The sequence below is a fragment of the Chitinophaga niastensis genome, assembly GCF_003014755.1.
Taxonomy (GTDB): Bacteria; Bacteroidota; Bacteroidia; order Chitinophagales; family Chitinophagaceae; genus Chitinophaga; species Chitinophaga niastensis.
Map to the genome: position 1 here is coordinate 149,340 of NZ_PYAW01000003.1, position 15,051 is coordinate 164,390.

10 protein-coding genes are annotated in these 15,051 nt (G+C 44.0%); 3 read left to right on the forward strand and 7 right to left on the reverse strand.

What is annotated here, in order from left to right:
* Nucleotides 1-284: 284 nt before the first annotated feature.
* From CLV51_RS15360 to CLV51_RS15395, 7 genes are all read right to left on the reverse strand, one after another.
* The gene (locus CLV51_RS15360; RefSeq protein WP_106528950.1) at nucleotides 285-1,982 is read right to left on the reverse strand and encodes a GMC oxidoreductase; all 1,698 of its coding nucleotides are present in this window, start codon (nucleotides 1,980-1,982) and stop codon (nucleotides 285-287) included.
* Nucleotides 1,983-2,073: 91 nt separating this feature from the next.
* On the reverse strand, nucleotides 2,074-3,771 hold the full coding sequence (locus CLV51_RS15365; RefSeq protein WP_106528951.1) for a GMC oxidoreductase: 1,698 nt from the start codon (nucleotides 3,769-3,771) through the stop codon (nucleotides 2,074-2,076).
* Nucleotides 3,772-3,815: 44 nt separating this feature from the next.
* Nucleotides 3,816-4,388: a gluconate 2-dehydrogenase subunit 3 family protein gene (locus tag CLV51_RS15370; RefSeq protein WP_106528952.1), complete on the reverse strand. Its 573-nt coding sequence runs from the start codon at nucleotides 4,386-4,388 to the stop codon at nucleotides 3,816-3,818.
* 179 nt (nucleotides 4,389-4,567) lie between these two features.
* The gene (locus CLV51_RS15375; RefSeq protein WP_106528953.1) at nucleotides 4,568-5,317 is read right to left on the reverse strand and encodes a L,D-transpeptidase family protein; all 750 of its coding nucleotides are present in this window, start codon (nucleotides 5,315-5,317) and stop codon (nucleotides 4,568-4,570) included.
* A gap of 271 nt (nucleotides 5,318-5,588) precedes the next feature.
* A complete protein-coding gene (locus CLV51_RS15385) occupies nucleotides 5,589-6,416 on the reverse strand; it encodes a hypothetical protein (protein ID WP_106528955.1) in 828 nt (275 codons plus the stop codon).
* 346 nt (nucleotides 6,417-6,762) lie between these two features.
* Nucleotides 6,763-7,893: a 4-hydroxyphenylpyruvate dioxygenase gene (hppD, locus tag CLV51_RS15390; protein ID WP_106528956.1), complete on the reverse strand. Its 1,131-nt coding sequence runs from the start codon at nucleotides 7,891-7,893 to the stop codon at nucleotides 6,763-6,765.
* 50 nt (nucleotides 7,894-7,943) lie between these two features.
* Nucleotides 7,944-9,101 carry a homogentisate 1,2-dioxygenase gene (locus tag CLV51_RS15395; RefSeq protein WP_106528957.1) on the reverse strand — a complete coding sequence of 386 codons (1,158 nt, stop codon included), beginning with the start codon at nucleotides 9,099-9,101 and terminating at the stop codon, nucleotides 7,944-7,946.
* Nucleotides 9,102-10,268: 1,167 nt separating this feature from the next.
* Between CLV51_RS15395 and thrA the strand changes: the two genes are divergently transcribed.
* From thrA to thrC, 3 genes are all read left to right on the forward strand, one after another.
* Nucleotides 10,269-12,713: a bifunctional aspartate kinase/homoserine dehydrogenase I gene (gene thrA, locus CLV51_RS15400; protein WP_106528958.1), complete on the forward strand. Its 2,445-nt coding sequence runs from the start codon at nucleotides 10,269-10,271 to the stop codon at nucleotides 12,711-12,713.
* Nucleotides 12,714-12,806: 93 nt separating this feature from the next.
* Nucleotides 12,807-13,733, forward strand: a complete 927-nt coding sequence (locus CLV51_RS15405; protein ID WP_106528959.1) for a homoserine kinase — start codon at nucleotides 12,807-12,809, stop codon at nucleotides 13,731-13,733.
* A gap of 18 nt (nucleotides 13,734-13,751) precedes the next feature.
* Nucleotides 13,752-15,047: a threonine synthase gene (thrC, locus tag CLV51_RS15410; RefSeq protein WP_106528960.1), complete on the forward strand. Its 1,296-nt coding sequence runs from the start codon at nucleotides 13,752-13,754 to the stop codon at nucleotides 15,045-15,047.
* Nucleotides 15,048-15,051: the final 4 nt, after the last annotated feature.

Genomic DNA, 15,051 nt, shown 5'->3' on the forward strand with positions numbered 1-15,051 from the left:
AAATTGCGGATAAGCGTACAAAATACGCGAATTTTCCTAAGATAGGTAAATTGCTAAAAAATATTTAATGAAGGCCTTCGGCCTTTGTCTTTTCTTTAGCAGGATTAGACTGATTAAAATGATTATGCTGATTTCATTTTTTGCTAATCAATATACTTATTGATTTTCTAAAAGCATACTATAAAACGATATAGACATCTTTTAAAAGAAAATAAAATCAGGGTAATCATCTTAATCAGTCTAATCCTGCTAAAGAAAAGACAAAGGCCGAAGGCCTTCATTAACTATATATTCCCTCTCTTACGTTCGCTGATAGCATGATCGCATGCCCTGGCAGTTAGCGCCATATAGGTGATAGAAGGATTCACACAGGAAGAGGAAGCCATGCAGGAACCATCTGTAATAAATACATTCTTTGCAGCATGTACCTGGTTAAAACCATTGAGCACAGATGTTTTAGGGTCCTTACCCATACGGGCAGTACCCATTTCGTGAATACAATGTCCCGGAGGCGGTGCACTATCGTAGCCGTGTACATTTTTCAGTCCGGCTGCTTCCAGCATTTCTTTTGCACTTTCCTGCATATCCTTGCGCATAGCCAGTTCGTTTGCTTTAAACTCACAGTCGATGTCAAGTGTTGGCAATCCGTACTTATCTTTTTTAGCCTTATTGAGTGTTACTTTATTTTCGAAATAAGGCAGATGCTCACCCCATGAACCAACGCCCATACTCCATTTACCTGGTTCTTCCTGGCCTTCTTTCAGCTGTACACCGATACCTTCCCAGCTGGTACCCCTGTCTCTTCCGGCACCACCCTGGTAGCCAAATCCACGCACATAATCCTTTTGCATGGTCCTGGAATTGGTATTACGGAAACGGGGAATATAGATACCATTGGGTCTGCGGCCGCTGCTGTAATACTGGTCTTCAAAACCTTCATAATCGCCGCCGGCACCTACGCCAAAGTGGTGATCCATCAGGTTATGACCCAGTTGCCCGCTATCATTACCAAATCCATTCGGGAAACGATCGGATACGGAGTTCATCATAATCCAGCTGGTACCCAGTGTAGAGCCATTCAGGAAGATGATGTCTGCATAATATTCTACGGTTTGTAAAGTATGGGAATCCATTACTCTTACACCGGTAGCTTTGCTTTTATCTTTATCATACAATACTTCCAGTACAATGGAATCCGGACGCAGCGTCATATTACCTGTTGCGGCAGCGGCAGGCAATGTAACCCCGTTACTGCTGAAATAACCGGTAAAAGGACATCCACGTGCACACAGGTTACGGTACTGACAAGGGCCACGGTCTTTCAATCCTTTGGTCAGGTGCGCCACACGACCAATGGTCATGATACGGTCGTTGTACTTTTCTTTGATACGTGCAGCCACATGTTTTTCCAGGCAGTTCATTTCCATGGGTGGCAGAAATACGCCATCAGGCAACTGCGGCAAACCTTCTGCCTGTCCGCTTACGCCAATGTAGCTTTCAACATAGGAATACCAGGGCGCAATATCCTTGTAACGGATAGGCCAATCCACACCATGACCATCCTTTCCGTTTGCTTCAAAATCCAGGTCGCTCCAACGATACACCTGACGGCCCCACATGAGGGAACGTCCGCCTACATGATAACCACGGAGCCAGTTGAAAGGCTTTACTTCATTGTAGGGATTCTCTTTATCATTCACCCAAAACTGTTGCGTAGCTTCATCAAAAGCATAGCAGCGGCTCTGAATAGGATGCTTATCCCTCATTTCATTGGTAGTATTCAGGTGATGCTCAAACTCCCACGGTGCTTTCATAGCAGTGGTATAGTCCTTCACATGCTCTACGTTACGGCCTCTTTCAAGTACCAGTGTCTTCAGCCCTTTTTCACAAAGCTCCTTGGCGGCCCAGCCTCCACTGATACCTGAACCTACTACGATGGCATCGTACGTATTTTCCTTTTCAGCCTTTATATTAAGATTCATAGATTCAATTTATTAAAAGCTTTTAGCGGTTAGCTATTAGCTCTTAGTAAAAGCACTAAAAGCTAATAGCTAACCGCTAAAAGCTAACATGTTAGATATTGCCTTTCTTCAATTCTTTTACTGCATAATCAACAGCACGTGCGGTTAATGCCATGTAAGTCAGTGAAGGGTTTACGCAGGCAGCAGAGGTCATAGCAGCACCATCTGTTACAAATACGTTCTTCACCGCATGCATTTGATTGAAGCCATTGAGCACAGAAGTTTTAGGATCACGACCCATACGGGCAGTACCCATTTCGTGAATCGCCATACCCGGATAAGAGCCGTTGTCGTAGGTTTTCACGTTTTTAATACCTGCTGCCTCCAGCATTTCTGCAGCATCATTCATCATGTCTACACGCATTTTCTTTTCGTTTTCCTTGAACTCTGCATCAAATTTCAGCACAGGCTGGCCCCATGCATCTTTTACAGAAGTATCCAGGGTTACACGGTTATCTTCATAAGGCAAACATTCACCAAAACCACCCAGTCCCATGCTCCAATGGCCAGGTTCTGTGAGCATTTCCTTGAAGTCTTTACCTACACCCATTTCTGCAATACCACGGCTCCAGCCTGAACGGCTGGCACCGCCCTGGTAACCAAATCCACGGATATAATCACGTTTATCGTTGCCGATGTTACGATAACGTGGTACGTAGATACTGTTTGCACGGCGACCGAAGAAGTATTTGTCGTCATAACCTTCCGCAACTCCGGAAGCGCCTGTACGAAAATGGTGATCCATCAGGTATTTCCCAAGTACGCCACTGTCATTACCCAATCCGTTAGGAAAGCGGGTAGAGACAGAGTTCATCATCACAAAGGTAGAGCCAAGCGTAGAACCATTTATGAAGATGATTTTCGCGTAGTATTCTACCATTTCCCTGGTATGTTTATCGATTACTTTTACGCCGGTAGCTTTACCCAGTTTCTCATCATAAATAACTGAATTTACAATGGAATCCGGACGAAGCGTAAGATTACCGGTAGCTCTTGCTGCCGGCAGCGTAGAAGATTGTGTGCTGAAGTAAGCGCCGAACGGACATCCACGGCTACACAGGTTGCGGTACTGGCAGCTACCACGACCAGGGAGTGGTTGCGTAATATTAGCTACGCGCCCCATAGTGATGATACGGCCTTTATATTTAGCTTCTACATTTTTTTTCACATCTTTCTCTACACAATTCATTTCCATGGCGGGCATAAACTGCCCATCAGGCAATTGTGGCAAACCTTCTTTGGTGCCGCTGATACCTGCAAATTTCTCTACATAATCGTACCAGGGAGCAATATCCTTGTAACGGATAGGCCAGTCAACAGCAATGCCGTCTTTCAGGTTAGCCTCAAAGTCAATATCGCTCAGGCGATACGACTGACGCCCCCACATGATAGACTTACCGCCTACAATATCCGGGCGGTACCAGTCGAAGCGTTTTACTTCGTTATAAGGACTTTCAGCATCGTTGATCCAGAATTTTTCGTTGTGTTCGCTGTAAGGGTAGTCGCGGCTCAGCTTAGGATGCGTTTCGCGCTGATCTACTGTAATACGGCCGCGGTGTTTGAATTCCCACGGATCTTTAGTAGCCGTATCATAATCTTTTACATGCTCCAGTGGTTTACCACGATCGAGCATCAATACTTTCAATCCTTTTTCTGTCAGTTCTTTGGCTGCCCAGCCACCACTCACACCAGAGCCAATAACAATGGCGTCATAAGTGTTTTGCTCCTGCGCTTTTATATTAAGGTTCATGAATTGTTTTTTAAACGTGTAATAGAATAACGTGGATCGTTTTCTTACATGGCCCAGGCCTTCTCTCCTTTTGTATAAGGAATACAGCCTTCAAATTTACCTGGAACTGCTACATAACGCAAGGCTTCGGTAGCACCTGGTTTAGACGTGAAATACCCCAGCAGGGTCAGTTCTTTCAGATACTGGAAGTAGTGAGTGGGATCACCTTCTTTTTTGTCTTTACGCTTGTTGTAATCCACACGCTCCTGCTCAATCTGTGTGAGCAACTGTGTGCGTTGGTCCGGCGTAATGTCCATGAAGCCTTTTTTGAATTGCTTTTCGCTGGCGGCATCAATTTTTTTCAACCCATCCAGGAACACCTGTTGGTCTTCTTTTTTGTAGCAGTCGTTCATCATTACAATAATGAAGTCCTGTACATTGGCTTCTTTAGCGCCCGGAGTTTTGGTTTTGGGTATAATGGTCTCCGCTATCTCGGCCAGCAACGCTTTGGTTTCGGGCTTTTGTAATTCGTAATTCTTTGGAGCGGAGGTGCAGCTTTCTAAAGCTGATAACGTGGAAGCGGAAATGGCAGTACCCAACAAAATCGCCACATTCCTGATTGCGTCTCTTCTGTGCATAAATAGTAAATTGATTTGACCTTTGGACAAGTTGAAAAAAATATTCCTAAAAACCAAATATCATATATTAGCGGCACGTAAAAGTTTCACGCAAAGGCGCATAAGGAGCAAAGCCACAAAGATATTATATTAAATAATCTTTGTGGCTTTGCTCCTTATGCGTCTTTGCATGAAACTTCTTACATGATATACTTGCCTTTATCATCTACCAATACTACCGGCAAACGGTGGTGCTTTTCAAAATAATCGTAGGCTGATTTCAGCTCTGACCAAAGCTGTTTGGAAGAATTATCTGTCAGGGAAAAAGTGCTCAGATAATTCATAGAGCCGGCATTGCCGAATTTCACCGGGAAAACATGCACCGGGATAAAATCCTGGCCGGCATTTTTGGCATTTACCGCCAAAATATATACTTCATCGATGAACTCGTCTGTTAAAGGAATACAACCTACTGTAATACAATTACCGTGAATATAGATTTCACCACCCGGATTTTTAGCATCGCTCAGGATGCGATCGGAAAAATTGGGATAGTTGATACCCAGCGACAGGTGATAATTACTATTAGGGTTAAAATCGTTGATATAATAGAACCCTTCCGGCACCTGACGGTCGCCTTCCTTGCGTTTAGGACCCATTTTACCTGAAAGGGTACATACGCGGTAAGACTTAAACAACCGGAACGAATCTGCAGCATTATTTTTCACCCAGATTTCCATCTCGCTGTCCAGCTTAAAGGAACGGACAAAAATATATTTTGCAGGATACGTCAGTCCTTTTTTTTCAAACTCTTTTTTAAGCAACTCTTCCTTTTCACGATATGCCTCTCCCACTTTAGGGAACATTTTCTGATTGTCGAGGAAAGATTGCTGGGCAGATAATTTGCCCACACCTAACAACACCAAAACGATTACTACAAGTCGCTTCATAAATCTAATTCAACAAAATTTTAATACTTACACCAGGTTTATATAAGCAAGATAAAACAATAACAGGGCAAAAATAAAATATATTATCATCCCTACTTTTCTGTTGGCAAACTTCAGGATGTAGTGTTTGTGCCCCTGATAAATCAATATAGCCGTGAAGGCCTGGAAAATCCCTCCCAATAAAAACAATACTCCAAACAGCGTTTGCATCCTCATAAAAAACGGAACAGTTATTTTAATATTGTTGTAAAGTTAAGAGATTATTGGCTTACTATAGCTTTACCCATTCCAGTTTTACAATAGTCGCATCCATGCCTGAGTTGAAAGTAGCACGTACAGGATATTTTCCTGCGTTATAAGCGTAGGTATAAGTGTTGGTGATCACGCGGGAAGAATTCGGGGAGCTGATGCTTTCAGTCAGGATATTATGTGCAGATAAATTAGCGGCAGTGGCATCCAGCATGCTGGCCAGTTCCGGCTGTTGTTGTTGCGGGTTTTGTTTGTTATCATAAGTATAGCCGATAGAAGATGTCAGCACAAATTTGCTATAGCCGGGTTGTTTACCGTAAGTAGCCATAGTGGCGATGTCACCATCTGCATCCCAGGTATACTGCTGATAGCCGGTATTCTCCCAGTTATTGCCCTTCGCTGCATTTTTACTGAACTGATAACGCAGTGCCATTTTGCCGGCAGCATCATATACCAGCGAATCGTAGGTGTAAACAGCATTATTACGGTAGTAGCTGACCTTTTCTATCTTATTGCCAGAAACCCCATACACAAAAGAAGTGTAGATATCTCCTGTGGAGGCCTGTTCATTATCTGAAAAAAGTGTTTTCACGAGGCGCCCGTTTTCATAAACGGGTAGCTGTACATCGCTGTAGCTGGCATTTTCAGTTTTATGCTGCTGTACAATTTTCCTGATCGTTTTATCTGCATTATACTCCAGTATGGTTTGGCCGGCAGGAGAAGATATTTTGTGCAGATAAGTACTTTGTTCACCACCATTAGCATAGTCTGAACGGAAAGCAGAAAAAACAACAACGGAAGCCATGAGCATAGCCACACTTACCCTCCGGGTGATTGATTTGTTGTGCATAGGTTATAAATATTAAATTAATTAAATTATATAATTGGTGATAAAAATAGAGTATTTTATCTGGCCAAAAGTATAAGGGTGGTTATTAAGTTGTTAAAGACAGGCTATTCTACAAAATCCAATCTACCAGGCATTTCAACATATATCATCTTAATTACACATTAAATATAATGAATATTTATTGATATGCATAAAAAAGTCCGCCCACATAAGCGGGGCGGACCAGGCGTCGAATTTGTTGTAACCATTTTCAGACGGACAATAATCAGGGTTTTCAATCGGAGTGTAACAAACGGATATTGACGTTTCAGCAAACAAGTCCTGAAAACGCCCTCTCCAATATTATTTATAAGTTACCACGCAAGGCCTGCTCTCTTTCGATAGACTCAAACAATGCCTTAAAATTGCCTTTACCAAAAGACTGGGCACCTTTGCGCTGAATAATTTCAAAAAATACCGTTGGACGATCCTGAATAGGTTTGGTGAAAATCTGCAACAGATAACCCTCATCATCCCGGTCTACCAGGATACCAAGTTGCTGCAACGGCTGAATCTCTTCATCTATCTTTCCTACCCTGTCCAATACTGTTTCATAATAAGAAGCAGGCACCTTAAGGAATTCCACGCCCCTGTGCTGCAGCTCTGTTACTGTTTTCACAATATCATTGGTAGCGATAGCCACATGCTGCACACCCTGACCGCCATAAAAATCCAGGTATTCTTCGATCTGGGATTTCTTTTTACCTTCTGCCGGCTCATTGATAGGGAATTTCACCCGTCCGTTACCGTTACTCATTACTTTGCTCATGAGTGCAGAGTATTCTGTGGAAATATCACTGTCATCAAAGGAAATCAGATTTCTAAAGCCCATTACACGCTCATAGAACTCAACCCATACGTTCATTTCATTCCAGCCTACATTACCAACGCAATGGTCTACATACTGCAACCCTGTATCTGTAGGATTGTAATCTGTTTTCCATTCTTTAAACCCTGGCATAAAAAGACCTTTATAATTTTTACGTTCTATAAAGAGGTGTACGGTATCACCATAAGTACGAATACCACTACGCACTACTTCCCCGAATTCGTCTTTTTCCGTAACAGGCTCCAGGAATGGCTCTGCACCACGTTTTACAGTTTCTTCATAGGCAGAACGTGCATCATCTACCCAAAGCGCCAATACTTTCACACCATCGCCATGTTTAGCTACATGACGCGCGATATCACTATCTGGCAATAAAGAAGTAGTTAATACAAAGCGGAGTTTGTTTTGCACCAGCACGTAAGACACTTTGTCCTTCACACCTGTTTCAGGACCGGCATACGCTACCGACTGAAAACCAAAAGCGGTTTTGTAATAGTGGGCCGCCTGTTTGGCATTGCCTACATAAAATTCAACGTAATCTGTTCCGTTGAGTGGTAAAAAATCCTGCTGACCGGTTAAGCTACCAGCATTAGCAACTGCTGTATCCATAACATTCAATTGTTTTGGTTTATTAAGTTTGGTTGGGTTTACTTCAATCCTTATTCTGCCCAGCTCATTACATAGCTGCCATCTTCAATACCCAATGCTTCTTCTGTTATCTGCAGCGGGTGGAAGGTGTCTACCATTACGGCCAGTTCTTTTGTTTCTTTAGCTCCGATACTTTTCTCTACTGCACCCGGATGCGGGCCATGCGGAATGCCCGCAGGATGCAGCGTAATCATACCCCGCACTACGTGTTTACGACTCATAAAATCGCCGTCTACATAATATAAAACTTCATCACTGTCTATATTACTGTGATTATATGGCGCAGGAATGGCCTGCGGATGATAGTCAAATAAACGCGGACAGAAAGAACACACTACAAAGTTGGTTCCTTCAAACGTTTGGTGCACTGGAGGCGGCTGATGCACCCGACCCGTGATCGGTTCAAAATCGTGGATAGAAAAGGCAAACGGATACTCGCATCCATCCCATCCTACTACATCAAAAGGATGATGTTTATAATGGATGGGATACATCACTCCCTTCTTTTTGATGCGGATAAGGAAATCACCTTCCTTGTCTATTGTTTCCAGGTTTTGCGGCTGGCGGATATCTCTTTCGCAATACGGTGAGTTTTCCAGCAACTGCCCATATTTGCTCAGATATCTGTTTGGATAACGGATAGGGCTAAACGATTCTACAATAAACAGGCGGTTGTTTTCATTGGCGAAAGTGATCTGGTAAATAGTACCACGGGGTATTACCAGGTAATCGCCGTAGCCAAATTCCAGTTGTCCGTATTGTGTTTTTAAAACGCCGCTGCCCTCATGTACAAAGATCATTTCATCTGCATCTGCGTTTTTGTAGAAATAATCCTGCATGCTTTTACGTGGAGATGCCAGCACAATATGGAGGTCGCTGTTCACCAATACTGCTTTCCGGCTTTGCAGGAAGTCGTCTTCCGGCTTTAAGTCGAAACCCTGAAAACTGCGGTGTTTCAGCATTTTCTCCTCCGCCACCTTAGGCGCTACGGAGTACGGCTCGTCTACTTTCACAATCTCCGTAGGAGGATGGCAGTGATACAATAAACTGGAGTGTGAAGAAAATCCTTCCGTAGAAAACAACTGCTCCGAATACAGCTTGCCATCCGGCTTGTGGAACTGGGTGTGGCGCTTGTGCGGTATTTGTCCTAGTTTATGATAATGTGGCATAACAGGTTAATTGAAAAATTTGCTTTGGTGTACAATTACAAAATTGAATTGGTGTATGATCAAATTATATTACGCAGCAACATGCGCCTATGATAGCAATAAACAAATACGCAGGAACGGAAATAGCAGCTGAAGACTATTACAAAGTTAAGCTATATAAATAGTAAGAGTAGCCGGCAGCGGCTGTTTGGTAAGATTATGCCATTGTCGAATCCATGGCAAGAGTGGCCATGAGAAAGTAGTAGTTAAGCTGACTATTGCTTGTATATTTCAGTGAAATGGACAAGTGGCTGTATGTTTAGATGGCTAAAGTTATGGATAATTTTATATAATTCAAAAAAGGACCAGGATTAAAGGATTTAATGGATTACCAGGATGGGTGCCGAAGAGCTTAGCGGGTGTCTGAACTGTGATTTTTGTGATTAGTATGATGATCCTGATGAGCGGAGATCTTAGCGGGAATTGTCTGAACTGTGATTATTATGATTTTTATGATGATCCTGATGAGCGGAGAGCTCAGCGGATATTGTCTGAACCAGGATTTTTAAGATTGAATGGATTACCCTGATGGGTGCCGAAGATCTTAGCGGAGATATTTGCTTATATCTTCCCAACAAAATAACATAACACCCATCAGGGTAATCCATTCAATCTTAAAAATCCTGGTTCAGACAATATCCGCTGAGCTCTCCGCTCATCAGGATCATCATAAAAATCATAAAAATCACAGTTCAGACAACCACTAAAAATCAACATTAAGTCACGATATTGTCATATGCAAACAATAAATAAGCATCACGACTTCATACAAACGATGAACAAATTGATATTTTATTAGATTTTAATCAATAAAAAGGTGATTAATTACACATCAACCAACATATACAGTCAAAATTAAAACATTTCTAAATATACCTTCACTGCTTTTATTTCCCGGTGTAATTATGGACTTTTGTTACACAATCGTCATATTTACTATAGTGCTACCAGTTTCTACATATCATTTCTCTGCTACTCCTGCCTCCCGGCAGGAATATGCGGGCACTATTATTACAACATCCACAATTACAACCCCACTGCGGGGTTAATTTTCACATATCATCCAACGACCACCAAGGTGGTACACGACCGGGAGGGACCGGAGTTTTCTACGTATAAATTTTCCATATGCAAGTATTAAAATTTGGCGGCACTTCTGTCGGAAGCGCCAAAGCAATAGAGCAGGTTTGCCACATCTTAAAACAATATAAACCAGCCGGACGATACGCGATTATCGTATCTGCATTGGGCGGGGTAACGGATAAGCTTATACGCTGCGGGCAATTAGCAGGTCAAGGCCAGGAAGACTATAAAAATGTATTACTGGAAATAGAGACCAGGCACCTGGATGCCATCCGCGAACTGTTTCCCATTACCGCCCAAAGCGGACAGATAAGCCAGCTGAAGAAAAAATTAAATGCACTGGAAAACCTCTGTGATGGTATCTTCCAGGTAGGAGAACTCAGCCCGCGCTCTCTCGATAAAATCATGAGCTATGGCGAGCTGATGTCTTGTGTAATAGTGGCTGAAAAACTGAAACAAAAAGGCTTTTCAGCTGCCTGTAAAGACAGCCGTGAACTGATTGTAACAGATAATAATTTTGGTCACGCTACCGTAAACTTCATTGCTACCAACCACAACATCGCACAGTTCTTTGCACAGCAACCAGCTGATTATGTAGTACTGCCGGGCTTTGTAGCTGCCAGCAACGAAGGAGAAACTACTACCCTTGGTCGTGGCGGATCTGATTATACCGCCGCCATCGTGGCCGCTGCAGTGCATGCCAGTGTGCTGGACATATGGACTGATGTAAGTGGTATGATGACAGCCGACCCCCGCATCGTATCACAGGCCATCCCTATTTCACACATCTCTTACGAAGAAGCCATGGAGCTGTCCCACTTTGGCGCTAAAGTAATTTATCCTCCTACCATTCAACCGGTCATGGATAAACGAATCCCTATCTGGATCAAAAATACTTTTGCCCCGGAAGATCATGGTACACTTATACAAGACAGTGCCGACCGCAGTTTCCCCGTAACCGGTATCTCCGGCATACAACATATTGCCCTGCTCACACTGGAAGGCAGTGGCATGGTAGGCATACCCGGCTTCTCCAAACGCCTGTTTGAATCACTCCTGCAGGAACGGATCAACGTAATCCTGATTACACAAAGCTCTTCTGAACACTCTATCACCGTAGGTATTCATGAAACAGATATGCTCAAAGCCAAAACAGCGGTAGACAGCGAATTTGCACAGGAAATACATGATAAACGCATAGAACCGTTACTCGTAGAAAAAGACCTCTGCATCGTAGCAGTGGTAGGTGATAAAATGAAAAATCATCATGGTACCAGCGGCAAATTATTCGGCACACTGGGACGTAATGGCGTAAACGTAAGGGCTATTGCACAGGGATCTACAGAAAAAAATATCTCTGCAGTGATTAATAAAGCTGATCTGAAGAAAGCCCTTAATGTAATGCATGAAACCTTTTTTGAAACACCGCTCAAACAGGTGAATCTTTTTATAGCCGGCGTAGGCAATGTAGGCAGCAAACTACTGGAACAATTGCAGCAGCAACAAAACTACCTGCAAAATGAACTGGGCCTGCAAATAAGGGTAACAGGGCTCGCCAACAGCAAGTATACATTGCTGAGCGAATCCGGCATAGGGCTGAACAACTGGCGGCAACAGCTGGAACAGGGTAACGAAATGAACATTCCTGCTTTTGTAGCGCAGATAAAAGCAATGAACCTGCGCAACAGTGTATTTGTGGATAATACCGCCAGCAGCGAGGTGGCAGCCGTATATCACGAGTTCCTGCAACATGGTATTTCTGTAGTTACCTGCAATAAAATTGCCTGTTCCTCCGACTATAGTTACTACCGCCAACTAAAAGATCTGGCGCGCAGGTTTAATGCATCCTTTCTTTTTGAAACCAACGTTGGCGCAGGTTTACCGGTTATCAATACTTTAAATGACCTGATCAGAAGCGGCGACAAAGTACATAGTATAGAAGCCGTTTTATCTGGCAGTCTCAATTTTGTGTTCAATCATTTTGTAAACGGCACCAGCTTCCGCGAAGTAGTGAAAGCCGCGCAGGATGAGGGTTATACCGAACCGGATCCACGCATTGATCTGAGTGGCAAAGATGTAATGCGGAAGATACTGATCCTTGCACGGGAAAGTGGTGCTGCCATTGAAATGGACGAAATCACCAACTACTCTTTCCTTCCGGATGCCTGCCTGGATGCTGCTTCCGTGCCCGACTTCTATGATCAGCTGGATGTACATGCACAACATTTCCAGGAACTGCGCTCAGCAGCTGCTGCTGATGGCAAACGCCTGAAATTTGTAGCCCGTTATGAAGATGGCAAAGCCTCTGTAGGCCTACAGAGCGTGGCACCGGATCATCCGTTTTATAAACTGGAAGGCAAGGACAATATCGTATTATACACTACCAGCCGTTATCAGGAACAACCATTAATTGTGAAGGGAGCCGGTGCCGGGGCAGATGTAACTGCGTCGGGCATATTTGCTGATATCATCCGGAGTGCCCGTCTGTAACCATCATTTGCAGGTTATGTATTTATTAATAGTCTGCAGAATAGTTGCAAACGTAAAAATCAATTGTTAAATTAAACATACTTAAACGGTTTTATGGATAGTATAAAAGTATTTGCGCCTGGCACTGTTGCAAATGTTGCTTGTGGTTTTGATGTAATAGGATTGGCCCTGGATGCACCTGGGGACGAAATGATCCTGCGCAGGGTCAGCGAGCCGGGCATACGCATTACTGCCATCCATGGCGCTGATCTGCCGCTGGATCCTGCCCGCAATGTGGCTGGTGTAGCTGTACAGGCATTGTTACAGAAATATGAAAATCCGGATATAGGTATTGAGATAGAAATCTTTAAGAAGATTCATCCCGGCAGCGGCATTGGCTCCAGTGCCGCCAGCAGCGCAGGCGCCGTGGTAGGTGTGAATCACTTGCTGGGTGAGCCTTTCACCAAAAAGCAACTGGTACGATTTGCCATGGAAGGCGAGCGGCTGGCCTGTGGCTCCGCACATGCTGATAATGTGGCACCCGCCATCCTCGGTGGTTTTACACTGGTAAGGAGTTACCGTCCGCTGGATATAACTGCCCTGCATACACCCGAACATTTGTGGGTAACAGTGATACATCCACAGATAGAAGTAAAGACTTCGGATGCCCGTGAAATACTGAAACAAAAAGTACTAATGACGGATGCCATCCGGCAGTGGGGCAACGTAGGTGCACTTGTAGCAGGCTTATACCAGGAAGATTATGAGCTGATCAGCCGCTCCCTGGAAGATGTGATCGTAGAACCTGTACGCGCCATCCTTATCCCTGCATTCCAGGAGTTGAAACTAAAATGCAAAGAAGCAGGCGCACTGGGCGGCGGCATCTCCGGCTCCGGCCCTTCCGTATTTATGCTCAGCAAAGGTGAAGAAAATGCCCGCAAGGTAGCGGCTACCATGGATAGCGTTTATGCACCATTGGGTGTAGATTATAAAATCTATGTTTCCCAAATCAATACAGCAGGTGTAAAAGTGATTGACTAATCTATTAACAACGTATTCATGCAATATTTCAGCTTACAGAACAAACAGCACCAGGTAAATTTCGAAACAGCCGTTGTACAAGGATTAGCACCTGACAAAGGATTATATTTTCCGGAACAGATACCCACACTTGATAAAGAATTCTTTACTCACCTGCACGACTATACGGACCAGGAGATAGGATTAAAAGTAATCCGCCCTTTTGTGGGAGATGAAATACCGGAAGAAGCCTTAAAAAAGATTGTAGCAGACACATTACACTTTCCTTTTCCCATACAAAAAGTAACCGGTCATACTTATTCACTGGAATTATTCCACGGTCCTACCCTTGCATTTAAAGACGTAGGTGCGCGGTTTATGGCAGGCTGTCTTGGCTACTTCCGGCGCAACAGTACCGAGCCCGTAACTGTGCTGGTAGCCACTTCCGGCGACACAGGCGGCGCCGTTGCCAGTGGTTTTTACAATGTACCGGGCGTACAGGTGGTGATCCTCTACCCTTCTAAAAAAGTAAGCACCCTACAGGAAAAACAGCTCACCACATTGGGTGGCAATATCTGCGCACTGGAAGTGCAGGGTACATTTGATGACTGTCAGCGCCTGGTGAAAACAGCATTCCTGGATCAGGAATTGCAGGCTCATCGCCCGCTTACCAGTGCCAATTCCATCAATGTAGCCCGCTGGTTGCCACAAATGTTCTACTATTTCCTGGCCTACAAACAAATGAAAGCAGCACATCCGCGGCTGGTATTTTCCGTGCCCAGCGGCAATTTCGGCAACATCTGTGCCGGCATGATGGCAGCAGCCATGGGATTACCGATATCACATTTTGTAGCAGCCACCAATATCAACGACACCGTTCCAAGATTTATGGAAAGCGGCAAATATGAGCCGGGCGTAGCTTTCCCTACCCTGTCCAATGCCATGGATGTGGCAGATCCAAGTAATTTCGTACGGGTGTTGGAGTTATTCGGCAATAGTTTACCTGCCTTACAGGAAAAATTTACTGCCTATAGTTTCAATGACAGAGATACCGCACGTACCATGGAACAGGTATGGAAAGAAAACCATTACATGCTGGACCCACACGGCGCCGTAGGCTTCATGGGCCTGCAACGTTACCTCGAAAGAGCACCTGAACTGACCGGCGTATTCCTGGAAACAGCGCATCCGGTGAAGTTTGAAGATACTGCGCCTAAATCGTTGCGGGAAGAAATATATACACCACCAAGAGTAATGTCTTTATATAGCAAAGAAAAAAAGGCCACCTTATTACCGGCAGATTATACTGCGTTCAAAAACTGGTTAATGCGATAAGGAT

What these genes read in the sequence shown, in the direction of transcription:
- CLV51_RS15360 (WP_106528950.1), bottom strand. Translation starts at nt 1,982, where the DNA reads ATGAATCTTAATATAAAGGCTGAAAAGGAAAATACGTACGATGCCATC.
- CLV51_RS15365 (WP_106528951.1), bottom strand. Translation starts at nt 3,771, where the DNA reads ATGAACCTTAATATAAAAGCGCAGGAGCAAAACACTTATGACGCCATT.
- CLV51_RS15370 (WP_106528952.1), bottom strand. Translation starts at nt 4,388, where the DNA reads ATGCACAGAAGAGACGCAATCAGGAATGTGGCGATTTTGTTGGGTACT.
- CLV51_RS15375 (WP_106528953.1), bottom strand. Translation starts at nt 5,317, where the DNA reads ATGAAGCGACTTGTAGTAATCGTTTTGGTGTTGTTAGGTGTGGGCAAA.
- CLV51_RS15385 (WP_106528955.1), bottom strand. Translation starts at nt 6,416, where the DNA reads ATGCACAACAAATCAATCACCCGGAGGGTAAGTGTGGCTATGCTCATG.
- hppD (WP_106528956.1), bottom strand. Translation starts at nt 7,893, where the DNA reads ATGGATACAGCAGTTGCTAATGCTGGTAGCTTAACCGGTCAGCAGGAT.
- CLV51_RS15395 (WP_106528957.1), bottom strand. Translation starts at nt 9,101, where the DNA reads ATGCCACATTATCATAAACTAGGACAAATACCGCACAAGCGCCACACC.
- thrA (WP_106528958.1), top strand. Translation starts at nt 10,269, where the DNA reads ATGCAAGTATTAAAATTTGGCGGCACTTCTGTCGGAAGCGCCAAAGCA.
- CLV51_RS15405 (WP_106528959.1), top strand. Translation starts at nt 12,807, where the DNA reads ATGGATAGTATAAAAGTATTTGCGCCTGGCACTGTTGCAAATGTTGCT.
- thrC (WP_106528960.1), top strand. Translation starts at nt 13,752, where the DNA reads ATGCAATATTTCAGCTTACAGAACAAACAGCACCAGGTAAATTTCGAA.